The sequence below is a fragment of the Paenibacillus xylanivorans genome, assembly GCF_001280595.1.
Lineage (GTDB): Bacteria > Bacillota > Bacilli > Paenibacillales > Paenibacillaceae > Paenibacillus > Paenibacillus xylanivorans.
In genome coordinates this window covers 91,275-109,021 of the sequence record NZ_LITU01000061.1, presented here as the reverse complement: position 1 = coordinate 109,021, position 17,747 = coordinate 91,275, and the positions used below count along the sequence as shown (strand labels likewise).

Annotated in this window: 12 protein-coding genes and 3 pseudogenes; 3 read left to right on the top strand and 12 right to left on the bottom strand. The window is 44.2% G+C overall.

What is annotated here, in order from left to right:
• Window positions 1-49: 49 nt before the first annotated feature.
• From AMS66_RS16745 to AMS66_RS33785, 4 genes are all read right to left on the bottom strand, one after another.
• Complete coding sequence (locus AMS66_RS16745; protein WP_053781896.1) at window positions 50-1,381, bottom strand: amino acid permease; 1,332 nt, start codon at window positions 1,379-1,381, stop codon at window positions 50-52.
• Window positions 1,382-1,714: 333 nt separating this feature from the next.
• On the bottom strand, window positions 1,715-4,564 hold the full coding sequence (locus AMS66_RS16740; protein WP_053781895.1) for a glycoside hydrolase family 2 TIM barrel-domain containing protein: 2,850 nt from the start codon (window positions 4,562-4,564) through the stop codon (window positions 1,715-1,717).
• A gap of 334 nt (window positions 4,565-4,898) precedes the next feature.
• Complete coding sequence (gene helD, locus AMS66_RS16735; protein ID WP_053781894.1) at window positions 4,899-7,325, bottom strand: RNA polymerase recycling motor HelD; 2,427 nt, start codon at window positions 7,323-7,325, stop codon at window positions 4,899-4,901.
• 255 nt (window positions 7,326-7,580) lie between these two features.
• Window positions 7,581-7,859 (bottom strand): MFS transporter, encoded by a 279-nt coding sequence (locus tag AMS66_RS33785; RefSeq protein WP_053781893.1) that lies wholly within the window; start codon window positions 7,857-7,859, stop codon window positions 7,581-7,583.
• Between the two features lie 203 nt (window positions 7,860-8,062).
• Between AMS66_RS33785 and AMS66_RS16725 the strand changes: the two genes are divergently transcribed.
• Both AMS66_RS16725 and AMS66_RS33205 read left to right on the top strand, forming a co-directional pair.
• A complete protein-coding gene (locus AMS66_RS16725; protein WP_053781892.1) occupies window positions 8,063-8,680 on the top strand; it encodes an AraC family ligand binding domain-containing protein in 618 nt (205 codons plus the stop codon).
• Window positions 8,668-8,886, top strand: a complete 219-nt coding sequence (locus AMS66_RS33205) for a helix-turn-helix transcriptional regulator (protein WP_201782184.1) — start codon at window positions 8,668-8,670, stop codon at window positions 8,884-8,886. The genes AMS66_RS16725 and AMS66_RS33205 overlap by 13 nt, the downstream gene beginning before the upstream one ends.
• A 79-nt stretch (window positions 8,887-8,965) precedes the next feature.
• Here the strand turns inward: AMS66_RS33205 and AMS66_RS16715 are convergent, their stop codons facing one another.
• The 5 genes and pseudogenes from AMS66_RS16715 to AMS66_RS16700 form a co-directional block, all read right to left on the bottom strand.
• A complete protein-coding gene (locus AMS66_RS16715) occupies window positions 8,966-9,811 on the bottom strand; it encodes an AraC family transcriptional regulator (protein WP_053781890.1) in 846 nt (281 codons plus the stop codon).
• 107 nt (window positions 9,812-9,918) lie between these two features.
• Window positions 9,919-10,149 (bottom strand): annotated as a pseudogene (tnpA, locus tag AMS66_RS16710) (IS200/IS605 family transposase); the annotation flags it as partial.
• Window positions 10,150-10,238: 89 nt separating this feature from the next.
• Window positions 10,239-10,567, bottom strand: a pseudogene (locus AMS66_RS34855) (IS30 family transposase); the annotation flags it as partial.
• A 154-nt stretch (window positions 10,568-10,721) separates the two neighbouring features.
• The gene (locus tag AMS66_RS16705) at window positions 10,722-11,705 is read right to left on the bottom strand and encodes a formylglycine-generating enzyme family protein (protein ID WP_053781889.1); all 984 of its coding nucleotides are present in this window, start codon (window positions 11,703-11,705) and stop codon (window positions 10,722-10,724) included.
• Between the two features lie 163 nt (window positions 11,706-11,868).
• Window positions 11,869-13,329, bottom strand: coding sequence for a sulfatase family protein (locus tag AMS66_RS16700; protein WP_053781888.1), 1,461 nt, complete (start codon window positions 13,327-13,329; stop codon window positions 11,869-11,871).
• Window positions 13,330-13,710: 381 nt separating this feature from the next.
• Here AMS66_RS16700 and AMS66_RS16695 point away from each other — a divergent pair, with 381 nt between their 5' ends.
• The gene (locus AMS66_RS16695; protein ID WP_236703456.1) at window positions 13,711-14,415 is read left to right on the top strand and encodes a helix-turn-helix domain-containing protein; all 705 of its coding nucleotides are present in this window, start codon (window positions 13,711-13,713) and stop codon (window positions 14,413-14,415) included.
• 396 nt (window positions 14,416-14,811) lie between these two features.
• Here AMS66_RS16695 and AMS66_RS16690 read toward each other — a convergent pair whose 3' ends face one another.
• The 3 genes and pseudogenes from AMS66_RS16690 to csaA form a co-directional block, all read right to left on the bottom strand.
• The gene (locus tag AMS66_RS16690) at window positions 14,812-15,843 is read right to left on the bottom strand and encodes an ABC transporter substrate-binding protein (protein WP_053781886.1); all 1,032 of its coding nucleotides are present in this window, start codon (window positions 15,841-15,843) and stop codon (window positions 14,812-14,814) included.
• 149 nt (window positions 15,844-15,992) lie between these two features.
• A pseudogene (locus AMS66_RS16685) lies at window positions 15,993-17,197 on the bottom strand (glycoside hydrolase family 5 protein).
• Window positions 17,198-17,374: 177 nt separating this feature from the next.
• On the bottom strand, window positions 17,375-17,707 hold the full coding sequence (csaA, locus tag AMS66_RS16680; RefSeq protein WP_053781885.1) for a chaperone CsaA: 333 nt from the start codon (window positions 17,705-17,707) through the stop codon (window positions 17,375-17,377).
• Window positions 17,708-17,747: the final 40 nt, after the last annotated feature.

Sequence of the window (17,747 nt, the reverse complement as noted above, 5' to 3'; positions counted from 1 at the left end):
GCTAAGACATATGGAAGAGTTCTATCCAGGAATTCAGGACTGTGACGGTTTATTGGATGGGGGATGGTAGCGGTCCTCGTATTTTGTTCACAATGTAGGTAATCAAGGCAATCAATACAACAAGACCTATACTTGCCAGTAGACCTGTTCTGCTGGTTTTTTCCATGGCGGTTCCAGCTACTGCTGCAACAATAAGAAACATGGCGGTCCACACTTTGACGCGATTCCATTTCGTCGGTTTCATTTTCTTGATATACGTGATGCAAATTAGAAGCCAGGTATACATTAATACCAAGCTGCCTGCGGTAGTTATATATTCGAACAGGCTCTTTGGCATCCATAATGCCAATAGGGTAGAAAGAATTAATCCGGCCGCAGTGCATCCCAAAGCATGAAGGGGCATGTTCTTTTTCCCCCATGTCTTTGTAAACATCTTCGGTGCATCTCCATCTTCACCCAGTTTAACCAACATGGACGTAATCGCATAGATTGAGGCGACCATCGTGGAGAACCCGGCTATAATCAAAATTCCGTTGAGAATATGAACCACGACCGTAAATCCAATCGATGACATCGCTTTGACGAGTGGACTCTCGTCTGGTGTTAACTTCGCGGCGGGCACCAGTAGCAGGATCAAGGCAATCGCCACAACATACAGCGTACTGACGGTTAACAACATGACACGGCCTGACTTCACTGCATCCTTTGGTTCTTTCAGCTTGGCTGCCATCAAACCCATGACCTCAATCCCGGCAAAAGCAAAAAAGGCATAAATAAACCCGGTCCAGACGCCTTTTATTTTGTGAGGAAACCATTCGTTGGTTATTTTCTGTGGGGTAATCTTCACATCTAACCAGCCTAGGCAAGCCGCTGCTGCGATCGCAATAAAAGCAACCGTTGCAGCCAGCTTGATCACTGCGAGCACATTCTCAGTTTGGGTTAACCCCTTGGCTCCCAATGCGGCGATGAACAATCCAATGCATGCATATACCGCTACAAACACCCATAATGGAAACTTGGGAAACCAAAATTGAGAGAACAATCCGAGTGCCGTTAATGAACTCCCCATAATCAGCATTTCAGAAGACCAATACATCCAGCCGCTTCCGAAACCGGCCCATGGGCCGAACGCTTCTCCGGCATAGGTTCGAAAAGCCCCTTCCTTCGGATCATCTGCCGTCATCTGAGCCAATGCTCCAAATACGAAATAAGTCCCGGCAGCAGCCAGCACCAAAAGTACAAGCACCGATAAACCGGCCCAATGAATAGCCAGACTTGTTCCAAGGAAAAATCCCGTTCCTAGCGTACATCCCGCTCCGAATAATGAAAGACTAATCCAGCTCAGTTTGTTTTCTTCTTTTCGATGCACGTGACTTTTCATATGTATCCTCCTTCGTACGTACACCATTACGATTTACATATGATGGATGTTTTATGTCATTCTGGGAAAAAGAAATGAAACTGATTTTATTTGGTTTACATAATAATAATTTCGTTAACAAATTTCATTAATATTGATGTTTTATGAGTCAATGCCTCTTAGGGATAAAAACAGAAGTGACGCTTTAGCTACAGTAATAAAAGAAAACCCTTCAAACTGTAAAAACAGTTTGAAGGGTTTATTGTTAGTTCCTGAGAGCAGACTTCTCGTTTATTATTGGGAATCTGATATGTGCATTTTTTCTATTCGTTAATAATGTGCATTATGCAGTTTCTATTTCTTGCAGAGCAACTGTCGCAGCTCTTCCAGCCCTAACTTGACTTCCGGATTGAACTCCTCACTTTTTACATATTGTGCAAGGCTGTAAAGTAATTGCCGCCCTTCCGTCCGGCTAATCAATTCATCATAATTTATTGCCCCAACCAGCAGCTTCCCTTTTCCAACCCGGCATTCAAACAGCAGTCCCAGCTTATGATTACGTTCAAAATTATCGATGGTTTGAACGAAAGGTTGAACATTCGCGGCAACCTCATCCAGAATAATAGACCGTGAGTTCATGACGATATGCCACCATGGGTAAGTGGAATGGGTCTCACTTGGAAAGTGCTTCAATGCAGGGTGCGAATTATCAATAAGCAAGCCTAGCGTACCGACGGGAACTGGCTTGTTCATGCTTTCTGAGATAGATCGGAACATCGGATAACACCAAAAATCAGTACAATATGTGCCTTCGATTGAACTGACGTTATCTTCGATTGTGGGAAGCAGCAGCACATTCTCTCCTTTTTCCAGTAAGTTAATTACTTCATCGGACCATTCACTGAAAATATAATCATGATCAATTGTTGTCACATCATGATCAGGATATATCCAAAGATCATATTGTTTCCGGATATCAGTACCTGGAATATACAGGGATAGAACGATGGGCGTCATCTTTTTCACAGCAGGAAGCTTGAACTTCATTTGGCTAATCTCAAACCAAGTTTCTCCAAAAATAAAGGGAATCTCTTCCCTTCCTGATGCAATCAGATGATTCGAATCACGCATCTCCCACTCCAATGTACGATCCTTCAATGAATCTGATCGGAAGTACCTTAATTGAATGTGGGCATTGAAATCTTCTCCCGAAGTGTAGTTGTATTTCTCGAATCGGGCCAGAAGTACGGCATCGGAGCAAAATGTCCTCCACTCCTCAGAAGTAACCAAGCCTTTGGAATCCATGAAGGCATCCAAAATGCCTACTGATGCTGTCCCCTGTCCACTGAAGTCCTGAAGATCAAGCAATTGAAATCCTGCCAGGTGATTGGATCGGAATGCCGCTTCAAGCTCTTCCTTATAACAGGCTACTGCAAGCTTGCCAGAGCTTTTGAAAAATGGTTCAGCCAGATGTCCCATTCCTTTGGATTGTAATCGCTCCCGAAACACCTCGAAGTTTTTTGCCTTTAGCGACCCTCTATACTTCTCGATCTCCTCGTAATTAGGATACATGGCATATTGTCCAATTTCATGTGAGATGACGGGTAGATGTGGAATGAGCTGATGTTCAACAGACGCGGCTTTCACAGTCTTGGCTTCCGTGCCATATTGAATCTGAATTTCCGATTCTCCTGCTTGAATTCCCTCTTTTTCCGAAACCATCACATCCGGCATGATCATGTCGTCGTAGTCCTTCAGGGTACCAGGCACATCAGTTTGAACATGACCCAACGGGGCATCACACATGGCATAGGACCCGCGGAAAAGTCTATCTTTAGATAAGCGCACGCCACAGAAAAAGTCTTCTTCCTCAAGAATGTGCGGAGTGAACTGAAAATTGTTTGAACCCTGGGTGTACAGATGGCGTGGATCAAATGCTTTATATGCTTTGATAATGGTATTCAGTCTTTCTTTACTTCCCCAAAGTTCATTACCTAGTGACATCATTACAAATGAAGGATGATTCCCGTACGCCCTGAGCATGGCGAAGCCTTCACGAATGAGATAGTCCTGTTCAGCCTGATTATGCTGTGGATCAAGTTCATCCGTAATCGTACCCCAGAATGGAAGCTCAGGCTCCATATAGATACCAAGCATATCTGCAGCAGTGAACGCTGCTTCGGGCGGACAACAGGTATGGAAACGATAATGATTTATACCATATGATTTGGAAATGCTCAGAATTCGCAGCCATTCATCGACATCGGTTGGCGCGTAACCCGTAAGGGGAAAGATTAGACCGTCATGTTTTCCGCGAAGAAAGGTCTTTCGACCATTGATGGTAAAAGCATCTCCATTAGCTTCAAAATCACGTAGCCCTGTTACCACTTCGATTGTATCCAGTACATCGCCATGGTCCCCCAACAGATTAAGGGTCAGCAAGTAGAGATTTGGTTCCGAATCACTCCAGAGCAATGAGTCGTCACCCATCTTGTAGAGCACATTAACTTCCTTCTGGTTGCATGGATAGGTTTGCTCAATCACTATATGATTTCTATCTGACGGCATATATCCATGAGTATCTTCTAAAAGGGGCTTGAAAGTTTGCGCGGTAACGCACAGTACCGTACCTGGTATGGATTGTGACAATGTACTTGTGATTCTGAATGTTCGCTCTTTAGCATCGGGATAGATCTGTACCTCTCCCAAATGCAACTCGTGGAAAAAGTGAAGCTCCAACTTCCCGGTAATTCCGTTCCAGTTGGTCTGGGTATCAACGGATGTAAGATGACCGCCTTTCGTCGGATAGTCCGTATTATCAACCCGGATGGTGAGGGTGTGTTCTCCCTCAGAGAGCCCTTCCGGCAAGCTGTACACATGGGGGGTGTTGAGACTATCCTGCGCTCCAACTTCTTCACCATCAACCCATAACTTGGTTATACGCGTGCGTTCCAGATACAAACTGCATTTCTTGCCAGCAAGTGCTGCTGGAATATCAATCTCCCTTTTCAGCCAAATCCAGCCTTCATATGAATATTCATCTGTCAAAGACCCGATGTGAGCCACATCAGTCTTTATTCCTTTGCGCGCATGTGAGGTCGTATTCGGCATCATTATGGTATCGTCAAATGGGACTTGAGCGCCTTGTTTATGTTCATCCAGTCGAAGCTCCCAGCTTCCCTGCAAATTCATTTTGGTTAACATGATCTCAACTCTCCTCTATTGATTGATTGATTGATGTAATCTTTTCTTCTGATTCTGTGTTTCGACAAATGGAAATGTCCCCAAATTAATAGTACGTATTCCTATTATATAACTGTAATCTTAGTCCACCCATATAATAATAGTTATGCTGAGTATAACAATACGGAAATAATCCAAAGAAAGACGCTAACAATTTTATCTCTACAATCACTTAGAAATTCAAAAAAAGTCGCCAGAAAGGCGACTTGTGTTTCTTTATTGCATTGACTCCGTGATAATCATGACTAATTCTGCTTTTATTACCAAAGACGCTTAGTTCGCATGCGCTACGAGTTTACTCTGATGTATAGGAATTCCATTCTTCGTACAAATTCACAGGCAATGCCTGCACGAAAGGCGACCAATCGCCCGTCGTGTACAGATGAAGCCGATGCATAGCCCGCGTACACGCCGTATAAAGAAGCTTGCGTTCATTGTCAAGACCATACATCCCAGACGAAGCATCGTAGATCAAGACTGCATCGAACTCAACACCCTTGGCGAGATACACAGGAATCACCATTACGCCTTTTTCGAAGTTGAACGTCTCTTTTGTAATGAGCTGCAAATCTTCACCTCCTTGAATCCGTAACGATTCATGGGCCTTCTGGCTTTCGGCGGCGGTCTTCGTAATGATGGCGATGGAATCAAAGCCCTCAGCTCTTAGCGCCGCGATATTTGCCACCATTTGTACATTCAGCTTCTCCCTGTCGTTGATTCTCGTCAACAGGGGCTTCTGCCCTTTTCTTTCAAATGGTACAATTTCATCTCCGTCTGGAAGCATCGCTCTTGTAAATTCAACGATCTCTCTGGTTGAGCGATAACTGCGTACAAGGGAGATCAGGCTTGTTTCTGCTTCGCCGAAGAGACGGACCAGTGGTGAGTCAGCTGCGGCCAAATTTGTAGCCTGTGTGAAGATCGCTTGCCCGAAATCGCCAAGCACCGTCATACGGGCACGGGGAAACAGCTTTTTGAGATATTCATATTGAAATGATGAATAATCCTGACCCTCATCAACGAAGACATATTTGATTTCCGTGTTAGTCCGGACCCCTTCAATCATTTCTTTTACATACAAATAAGGTGTTGCATCCTCGTGGAACAACTCATTCCGGAGCAGGCTTTCCCTGGTTTGCTTGCATATCTCAGTCCATAGTGAGGGAATAACCACAGCATTCGTTTTCTCCCGATAAGCGGCTTCGTCAACAAACAATTCACCATATATGCCTTTGATATCAACAAACGAGAATTTCTTGATACTTTTTCTTAATGGGCTAAAACGTTCTTTCACGATCTTGCGACGGAGCAGTTCTTCTTCCTTCTGCCCAAAGTCAAAGTCACCTTCATCTTGCCGGCGCTTATTGGTCATTTTTTCACGAACTGTGGCATATTGCTCAGCAACGTCGAATACTTCCCTATCTTTGTGAAGCATTCCGAACACTTCCTCATACTGCTCGGTGTCGAGATAGTTCAACTCTTCCTGTACCCAAGGCGCCTCCCGTTCCATTCGTTCCAGCGTACTCAATTCATTCAGCAGCCAATCCTGTAAGAGAACAATGCGATTTTGCAAGGGCAGGGAATGATCATAACCGTAAAATTTGGCTCTCATTTGCTCCGCCGTAATCAAATCACGGTTCCGAAACCGAATACTGTTGAATCGCATGCCTTCCTGTCCCAACCAGTTTCCATAGTTCTGCAAGGCTTGCAGAAAAGCATCGGAAGCTTTATATTCGATCCCCTGAAGACGAGCCTCGTAGCCCGGTGCTCCATGTTCGGTCAGTACATATTCAATTTGATCAAAGGCACCCTCTGGCCGTAACGAAGATCCTAGCCAATAGTCGAGATATTCTTGAAAAGTGGTCTGCTGCATATTCTCTTCGCCGAGCTCCGGAAGGACGGTGGAGATATAACTGGCAAACATCGGATTCGGTGAGAAAAGAACAATCTGATCAGCACTGATCGTCTGGCGGTGTTTGTACAGCAAGTACGCCACCCGCTGCAAGGCTGCGGAAGTTTTACCACTGCCAGCTGCTCCCTGTACGATAAGCATTCGGCTTTTGTCATTACGGATGATGGCATTTTGTTCCCTCTGAATGGTTGCCACAATACTCTTCATTTGCGAGTCGGCTCCTTTTCCAAGCACCTGCTGCAGCAAGTCGTCTCCGATCGTTTCGCTCGCATCAAACATGTTGCGGATTTGTCCGTTATGAATCTGAAATTGCCGTTTAAGGTCCATTGTGCCATCAATTGGTCCGATCGGCGTCACATAAGAAGCCACGCCGGGGGAAGAGTCGTAGTACATGCTCGCGATCGGCGTACGCCAATCATAGATCAAAAAGCTCAACCCGTCTTCGACGAAAGAGGATACCCCGATATAGATCTGCTCGCTGAATTTAAGACCCTTCTCCTGAAAGTCGATGCGTCCAAAATAAGGGGACGGGAGCAAACGCTTCATGTTATTCCATTGCTGCGTCAACCGCTTGTGACCACGTTCCCGCTCGGCCAATACCGCAGACTGCTGGTTAATGGTATAGAACGTCTCTTCAAAATCTTCATGAGTGCTTGTGTTGATCGTAACTTCTTCCCAAAAGTGCTTGCGAATTTCCGTAGCCTGATCCTGCATTCCCTCAACCTCAGGCTCCAGCTCGGTAATTCTCGCCTGAAGTTTCTCTCTTACCCATTCCAACCGTTCCTGTTCCAATCGCCAATCCTTCGTTTCCATCTCTCCCAACACACTCCTTATTCCTTTTTTTGGGATGAAAATGAGCATTGACAAATCAAAGTTCCAGATGTACAATTAAATTAGGAATTAAAATGTATACACCTTTTATGTTGAATTGCCGATGACGCTAATGATTATATCATAGTGTTATTTCTTGTTCAATTTTATTTTTTTGTATCACCTGCTAGTTAGAAACAAAAAGGCAACCGATCGCATTGATCGGTTGCCTTTTTGTCTATTATTTAGCGAAGATTACTAGTCCTTATTTCGCTGCAGAAACAATGAAGCTAAAGCAGATAATCCGCTAATTACGCCGCATGCAAGGAAAGCAGCATGATATCCGGCCAGCTGTGAAGCTGCGGTTATACCAATTTCATTCGTTTGTCCCCCTGCCCCTATATGGGCCACCGTTACAAGTACCGCAATTCCGAGCGCGCCGCCGAGCTGGCGGGCTGTATTTTGCAGTCCTGCGGCGATGCCGGAGTCTTGCGACGGAATGCCTGCAAGTACGGCATGAGTAGCCGTCATCAACATCAGCCCCAAGCCACCGCCAATGAGCAAGCTCGGAAGAAGTAATTGAGTAACATAGTTCGGATGTATTGGCAGTTCATTTAACCAGATGAATCCAGCCGTAGCCAGAAGGCCTAGCGACGGAGAGCGTAACGGCGGCCGCGCCAGGAAGGTCGAGTTTATCCTGTTTCCTATCGTTCGACTTCTGCCGGAGGCTGAACGCAATAATGATGCTAAGCGCAAGTGGCATGAAATATGAAGCTATTGATCATAGCTACCGACTGGACGGCCCTTCTCTAATTGCCTTCTGGGGTAATGAAGATCCAGCGAATGAATTTCAGTTAGGCACTCGTGAATACGATTGGCACAGTCACAAGCGCGGACAGATTTTTTGCGTAGAGAACGGCCTTATACATGTTCGCACCGCGCAGGGATCATGGCTGCTCCCTCCACATCGGGCAGGCTGGATACCACCAAATGTACGACATAAGGTTAGTATCAGCGGCGCAATGAGTGGATGGTGCGTGCTCGTACTCCCTGACACCAGTCGCGATTTACCATCCAATCCTTGTGTAATCAGCACTTCGGAACTGATGTACGCTTTGGTGCGACGGACAGTGTCTTGGTATGACCAGGACTTCTTAGAGCCTCAACAGGAACGAATAGTCGCTGTACTATTGGATGAAATCGTGCGAGCACCGTTGGAGCCTTTGCACTTGCCTATGCCTTCCGAATCCCGTCTCTTACGAATTGCGAATGAAATTCTGAAGTATCCTGAGGACAATCGAACGCTGATGATTGGGCTGCTTGGGCCGCCCTTTCCCCGCGCACCTTGCGGCGTTTGATTCTGGCTGATACGGGATTAACCTTTGCCCAATGGCGGCAACAGGCCCGTTTGACACATGCTTTGGAGATGTTGGCACAAGGAGATTCCGTTGGAATGATTGCTGATGCGCTTGGGTACGCCTCGCCAAGTAATTTTATTGCTATGTTTCGACGTGCTTTCGGAGATTCTCCGGCTCATTATCTAGCAACAAGACAAGAGAAATAAGATCGCCCCTGGAGAGTTCCAAGGGCGAATCGTAACAGGCTAAGCACTGCTGGAACGCAGTGTGGCAGTATGTAGCACTTTATTTAATCGGAATCCAGATTTGCGGAGGATGACCCGGACCTGGATATACTTCAAGTTCGGGTATGCCCGCATGCTCATATGGATTCGAAGGGAACCATTCGGATATAATTTGTTTCCATAGGCTCTGCATGCTCTCGGGCATCGGCCCTTTCACTTCAAATACACTCCATTTGCAAAGAGGGATTGTGAATGAGGCAAGTCCTTCCGGCACTTTACCTTCATAGGCTGTAGCAATCCAGTATTCCATTTGCTTCTCCTGGATTTCACTCTGATCCACACACACACCAAGTAATCCTTTGATACCACCATTGTTCAATTCAAATAAACGATCTTCCATACCACTCGTATATGCTTCTTGCCACATCTGCCCGATTCCTCGTAAATGTTCACCCTCTACATGAGAGAAGGTTTTTTTTATTCCAACTAACGTAATTCCGGGATGTTCTACAATTTTGTAATTCATGGGTTCTGCTCCTTTTAGACTGACTTGAATAACCAGACGATTATACGCTTTGACGGAGGAACTATTTTTACGTGCTTCACTAGGTGAAATTCCATGTAGTCTCCGAAAAGCTTTGGAAAAAGATTCAGGAGTGTCATAGCCATATTTGTTCGCCAGATCAATGATTTTTTGATCGCTCAACAGAAGATCATTTGCGGCCAAAGTCAATCGTCTCCGCCTTATATACTCGCCTACGGTAACATCCGTTAACAAGGCAAACGTACGTTGAAAATGAAAAGGAGAGATATGCGCTTGAGCTGATATCTGCTCGATAGTCATATTTTCCAGTAAATGATCCTCCATATATTGAATAGCCAGTTGTAATGATTCGATCCAGTTCATGCGGTTAATCACTCCTTGATTTCAATGATAGATGAAGATATACTCAAGAGCCTGTCAGGAAGTGCTTTGATTTGTCCGGTAAAAGTGTATTGAAGAGAAGAACATATTCCCGTATTATATTTTAGCTGTACATGCTTCTCAAAGATCATTAACAAACTTTTTCCTTTTAGATATCCCATAAACGATGAGACTGAGATTTTCGGTGGTATAGCTACCAACATATGGACATGATCGGGCATCATGTGGCCTTCTATAATTTCTACTCCCTTGTACTTTCATAAGCGTTTGAAAATTTCTATTAAGTCTCTTCTCACTTGATTATAAATCTCTTTCCGTCGTGCGTTTCATGCCCTCAACTGGCTAAAGCCTAAATAAAATCGCCTCCATGAAGACTTCTGGGGGCGATTCACTTTTCAATATATGCGTTCCAGATGGTTTTGAAGGAGACTGTACGCCGGCCTTCGGTGCGGAAACGTTCGGTGTTTTGTTCCGGAGACCACGTTGCCTCCAGTTTTTCCTTCCTCCAGTGAAGCAGCCAAGGTATCTGACCAATTACCCGAGAGACAGAAGCCTTACGACGCTCCTCATAAGCATTCTGAGCTTGTCCTGCCTGATAGTGATACGATGCAGCAACACGATCTAGCTCACGACAAATCGTCGACGGGTGCCTACCCCGTTCTTGTGCAATGACTCTCGATCTTTGTCCTTGATTTCTAGCTTGACGCGTTCGATTTTGCTAAGATGTGTGTAGCTCATGGTGGATTCTCCTTGTGTGAATGGTGTTGTGGTGACTTCATTCTACACGAATCCGGCCATGGGCCCTACCGCTAGGGAACTCTTATCTATTTTACGTTTTTTATTTAGTGTATTCTAATTTAGAGAATAGATAGAAACGCTTCTTCAGAGCTAATTAATTATCGTAAACCATTCGAAACCCGCAGTTTCCGGTTGAGGAATCCGGCGTGTTGGCGCTCCTCGCTGCGACCCGGTACCGATTGCAATATGAACGATGGCATAAGTAGGAACCCCCACGCATCGACTTCTTTCCCGTTTCTCTTTCAAATCTCGGATTGTCAAAGGAAGTCATACGATGGTAATCGGGGGTAAACCAATCAACACACCACTCCCATACATTTCCGGACATTTGATAAAGGCCATAGCTGTTTGGTTTGTATGTACGCACAGGTGCTGTGCCGACATACCCGTCGCTTGCATTATTTTTGATCGGGAACTTGCCCTGCCAAATGTTACAACGATGTTCGTCGCCTTGCTTTAGCAGATCACCCCATGGATAGGTTTTCCCTTCCAGCCCTCCTCTTGCCGCGTACTCCCATTCCGCTTCAGTCGGCAGTCTCCCCCCTGCCCAACGACAATAAGCATCAGCGTCATTCCATGACACATGTACCACAGGGTGATCCATTCGATCCACAAGGCTTGAGTCCGTTCCTTCAGGAGCAGCCCAATACGCCCCTTCCACGACAAGCCACCAAGGGGTGGACTGTGGAACTTGCACTACTTGCTTCTTCGTCTCCTCAGAAGGGAATAAGTGGAACACGTACGACCATCCGAACCGTTCAGCATCAGTAATATAACCTGTCGTCTCTACAAACTGTTTGAACTCTGCGTTCGTGACTGCATATGGTGCTATTTGGAACGTATGCACGGTTATCCTGCGAACGGGACCCTCACCATCTCTAGGAAAACCTTCATCTGTATCAGTTCCCATCAGGAATGACCCTGAGGGAATATGTGCCATTTCGAGATAAGGCAATGGGCTCTTTTCCTTGTGCATCTTGAGATTCATAGGAATAATTCCTGCCTCTTTTGTAACCTCCACGCTAGTATCTTGTCGGGAAGCTGAGCAACACGACACCAGCTTTTCAGTATTTATCATACAAATTCTCCTAACTGAAAATCAGAACTTATAAGATTTTTATTTAAAGCGCTAGAGCATAAAAGCTTAAATTATGGAAAAATCGATTGGGCAAGTAATGTATTTTACTAACTGACTTATAGAACTATTGGTTGTTGTTACTAGCCTTTTGAATATGACATTATTAGACTTGCTCATAAGGATGACGCTTTTGGAGTTCAGGAACTGCATGCTCTCTTCCTGTCACTTTTAACCGTTCCAAATAACGATTCAATTGACCTTTTGCATGAAATGGACCGCCTTCTTTTATAACCGTCCATAGTGGGTCAACATTCTCTTTCATCGATGCCATCATATTATCGTGCCATTCATATAAGAGATACACTGCTTCCCTGCAAATGTCCAGACGTTGCTGAGCCAAGTTATGTTGTTCAAATGGATCTTCTTTCAGATTAAACAGCATCTCCTTATCGAACAAATGATAGCCGTCATGATATGTTCGAATATACAGCCAGTCCCCAAATCTAACACTTCGCTGACACACATGGGCACATTGGGAGAAGACAAGATAATTACGTCCGCAGTCTTCCCCATTTCGTAGCATACCAGCATAGCTTTCTCCATCCCAAGATGAACCTGGAACTTGACCCAGCAATTCTGCGAGTGTAGGCAATAAATCTAAATGATAATGGAGTCCCTCATCTACACTTCCTGTTGTCATGCCAGGCCAACGAATAATCATTGGGATACGACAAGTTCCTTGGTCCGCAGTAGCATGTTCACCATAAATACCTAGTTCACCCAAATTTTCTCCGTGGTCTGCAGTAATGATTACAATAAGATCATCCATCAACCCTTTTTTCTCCAGCAGCCTGAAAATAGAGCCAATATGGTCATCCATATGTCGGACACCACAGTCATAACCATCAATCATCTTCTTAAGTTCGTCTCGATTACGTATTTCCCCTGGATGACGAGGGAAATTAGGGTCTATATTATTGTCGTACATGTTAATTTCACTTGCGCTGTGCGGGCCTACTTTTTTTACATGTTCCGCTAATACATCATCAGTAATCCAATTAGGCAGTGGATCTTGAGCGAATGGATTTCCAAACGATTGCGGTGCACGATAAGGCGTATGCGGATCCCAGAAATTCACATATAGCATCCAATTATCCTGATCACCGTTTCGTTCAATCCAGTCCAACACAACTGGTGAGACTACCTCAGCAGATTCCATCCCGCCTTGACCTGTGTTATAAATTTCGTTAAAACCAGCATAAAACGTCCATGCCGAATGACGCTCTCCAAATGGGCTCACGAGTATCGTCTTCATACCAGAACGTCTAAACACCATTGGAAAGCTTTCGCTTCCAAGCCTATCTCCAAAGCCGCGTTCAATCCCCTCATGACGAACTTCTGCAGCTGTACCTGAATGGCCCACAACACCATTATGTATTCCAAACTTCCCTGTCATCAGGGCTGTACGGGAAGGGAAACATGGAGCGTCAGACGTATAATAGTTATCAAACCGTACACCTTCCGATGCAATACGGTCAATATTGGGCGATGTATCTCGGTTGTAGCCGTAACATCCCAAATGGTCCGGACGTAAGGAATCCAAATCCAATAGCAATACTCTCATTTGTTTGTCCCCTTTCAAGCATCATTATTAACAACCACTATCCAGAAACCTGTAATCAAACCTTTCCATTTCAACCATCAACAGATTAAAGTTATTCCTTCCAAATCAGTTGCTTCTTAAAAAAAAGTATAGTTTAATGCCATTCAACCGTAAATGTATATATCCATACTGGCATGTATATTTCAACAATAACTTTAACGAATCGAATTGTTTCTTTTAGAGGGGCTTTATCCCGAATCCCCTCTTGTTGTAGTATAATTGAACAAAAATTAAGAAAGGGAACATTGGATGTTAAATCTCTTAGTTGTACATTTTGATAATCATATTCCTAATTGGCGAACACCTATGGAAGAAATCACTTGTCATATACTGATTCTTGTTATGGAAGGCGAAATTCACTATTCGATTAACGGAGTAGATTATATAGGCGAAAAAGGAGACTTTATATTCATTCCCCGTTATAGCTTAAGAAGCGGGAAAAACTCGCAGGAAGGTACACATCAGAAATATACAATCCTCTTCAGGACTGATCCGCAGATCGAAACCGGAATACCATTCATTGACCAGGGTCATTTTATCAAGCTCAAAATTTCGAACTTTCAATATGTTAGCAGTCGATGCAATCGACTATTTGAAGAGATGAGGAAAAGGGACAACTTCAGTCCCATTATTTCCGTGGGAATCACACAGGAACTCCTTGGAATCCTTGCTCAAGAGCTGGAAAAACCTGAACTAACCCCAATGAAACTTAAATACGCACAAACTGTTCAATCATATTTACTAAGCCATTACCGCGAACCTATTCAAATTGGAGTACTCGCAGATTTAATCAATCGGACCCCGAATTATGCAACTACCTTGTTTAAGGAAGTTTACGGATACACACCGATTAAGTATATGCACTATTTACGTGTTATGGAGGCTCGTAATCTCTTGTTACATTCCGATATGACGATCTCCAGCATTGCGTATTATTTAGGTTATTACGATGCATCATACTTCTTCAAAATTTTTAAAAAATCTTGTGGCATGTCACCCACTGAATTTATTACGCAAGGCAAATTTTCAAGTCTAATGGATTTATAGCAAACAATAGGGAGTTAGGCAAATCATCCTTTAGGAAGAGATGTCCCAAGTATGATAAGGGTCACTCGAGTATCTGGAATAAAAATATAAAGACGCAAATGTATGGAAAAACAGTAGTAACGATATAATCCCACAATACAAATTTGACCTTGGTATACAGATTAGAAGTATCCTCACAAACTCTTCTTCTCTTAATAAAATCTCGTTGAGTCATTACATTACTCCTACTTATATTTGAAAGTAATTCAATTTTACTGACAATTTAAGATGATATCCCTTCATGATACTCATACAACTTCGTGAAAACAAAAAAACCAGTCCTCATTTGATTACGACGACTGGTCAGTACAAAAGTATAATAATCCTTTTTAGACTACTTAAATGTTTGAATACGCCTTACTTCACCGAAAGAAGGCTGTCCGAGATAAACTTCAACTGGCCTTCCAATGATACAGGGTCGTTGTATGTGTCGGATGTCGGATCCAGTTGGAACACATTACCTGCCTTAACTGCAGGTAGATTTTTCCACAGAGTATTATCATAAACGATCTGCGGATCGCTTGTATCTCCCGACCACGGGCTGGTGAAGATGATGTCACCGGCATATTCCTGCAACACTTCCATCGAGATCGACGCCCAGCCTGTACCACTATCAATCGCCTCTACCTGAGCTTTGGCTGGAGCCTTGAGGCCAAATTCACCATAGATGATCTCACCGCCACGACCAAAATTATGGCCGAATACAAACAGCCCCTTCGTATACGGATTCAAGATAGAGACTGTGCGATCGCCTACTACCTCTTGCACCTTCGGCTTCAATTCGTTAATCTGTGCTTCCCATTTCGTGATCCATTCTTTGGCCGCATCTTCTCTATTCGTCAGCTTACCCAGTTCCAGCATGAGGTCTTTATAGTTGCGCTCGCCATATTTGATTTGTACTACAGGTGCAATTTGCGACAACTGATCGATTCCCTCTGTACCTGTATAAACGATGATCAGGTCAGGCTTTAAGCTGACCAGTCGCTCGGCTGTTGGCTTCTCACCGAGATCTGTTGTACCCTCATTAGTCAGTTGATCCTTGATGTACTTGTTGTTCATCGCACCTGACAACGCCCCGACTACCGGAGCGTCCAGAGCAACAAAGTATCCTGTCGAAAATGCCGTCAGGTCAATGATGCGTTTCGGATTTTTAGGAACTTGTACTTGGCCTGCATCCGATTGATACCCGATACTACTCTCCTCTTCAGCAGCCGTCGTTGTATCAGCTGCAGACTCTGAAGCTGAATCGGTTGTTGTACCCGTCTCCGCAGCTGCGTTTGTATTTGTCCCAGTCGTATTGCTCGTTGAAGCGGACTGGCTACATGCACTCACTATGAGCAGCACGATCAGTGCTAACATAAGACCTAGCGATTTTGTTCGTTTCTGCAAAATAAATCCACCCTCCGCGTTGATATTGATAATCGTTATCAACGATATCATGCTATGGATAATTTGACAAGATTATTTTGCATCAAGAAATTTCCTAATTGAGAGTTTTCAAATCTCGCCAATCTCCAATAAACACTACAATATCAGGTTCACTTCGTCAGGCTTCCCTTTATTTCATTCCAAATTGGATTATCCGCCTTACCACGGGCAGGAAGCTCCCCTTTTTCAATCGCATCCCAATACTTCCAGTTCGGCTTCTCACTGCCTAATTCATAGTCCATCCCGTCCCACGTATCTTCACGAAATGCGTAGAAAGCCCAATGCCATCCATGCTCATTAAAGATAGAAATAAGATCCGCCATGTAGCGATCTGCACCTTGGACCATTCGGTTCGTTCCGAATTCCGAAGCGATAATCCGATTCGCAGGTATGTTATGATCTGATGCCCACTTGGCGACTGGCTCCACAAATTGTTTGAGTGCTTGACGGTTAAACTCTTTTTCCGTCTTGTCATTCCCGGCCTTAACGCTTCCCGGATAAGAATAAGTAAATCCTTTTTTCTTGTTTTGACTTGTCATTTCATAAGGCTCATACATGTGAAAAGCATACAGCACGTTAGGATCATCAATCGCCTTCATGTACGTAAAGGCCCAAGGCGTTGCATAGAGTCCTGAATCCAAAATGATGGGGGTCGTTTGGTCGACCGTTCGGATCTCTTTAACTATTGTGTCATAGAGTGAATTTAGATCCGCTGCAGAACGTTCCACTTTGGCATACCACTCCGAATAATCCTGTGTCCAGAAGTCGTGGAAGCCCGTTGCCGTTTCCGGATGAGGCTCATTAATCAAGTTATAGCCGATGACGGCAGGATGATTCTTCAGTCTGGATGTAAGATATTTCCAAAACCAAGCGGCCTGCTTGTGGTATTCAACATCATTCCAGATCCGATCATCGTTTTTGGCCCCGTTGAACTGCCGCCAGCGATCTCCCGGTAAGCTAAGCACCGTAATTATCACTTTCATCCCTTTAGCTTCAGCGGCATCCAGATCCGCTTTGAGTCGGGCAAAATCCGCTTCCACGATACCTTCGTACTTATTCGAGCTCCCTATAAAAAATCTGCATTAATATGTTTATCCGGCTGATCGTTAAACAAAAAATCCCGATCTTTGCTCCACTTATCAGGCGCGAGCCGGACGAACTCTATGCCTTGTTCCTTGGCCGCTTCATAGTTTTCCGGAAGAGACGTGGAATTCATAAAATTCGTCCCTTTCCGCTGTTCATTCCAATAGCTCATTTTCTCTGAAGGAACTGCGGTTTTCTCTTCCTGACGGCTGTTCAACCCTGAAATCTCCATTGGTTTTGGAGAGGCTGAATTAGAACTGCATCCAGCCAATGCAACCATAATGGCCGCCGAAAGTAAAACATTTTTTCCGATTGGCCAACTCGATTGCGTTGATATTTTCTTCATAATCAATCACCTCGATAGCCATCTTACCCGTTGTCTGTTACGCCAATATGATAAAACGCTCTATTAACCAATCGGTGTCCCATCGGGCAGTTCGATATCTGGTTTTAATAGTACGACATCACCTTTGTCCGGTATTCCTCCCAGAACCAATACTTCTGAATTAAAACCGGCTATACGACGCGGTGGAAAGTTGACTACTCCTACGACTTGTCTTCCGATTAGTTGCTCGGCTGCATATCTTTTGGTAATTTGTGCACTAGACTTTTTTATTCCGATCTCTTGTCCAAAATCAATCTCAAGTTTGATCGCAGGTACTTTCGCTTTTGCAAAAAACTCAGCTTTTGTAATGGTTCCGACTCGGATATCCAATTTCAAAAAATCATCAATGGTAGCCATATATATTCTCCTCATCTACTTATCTTATTGTTGGAAAAAC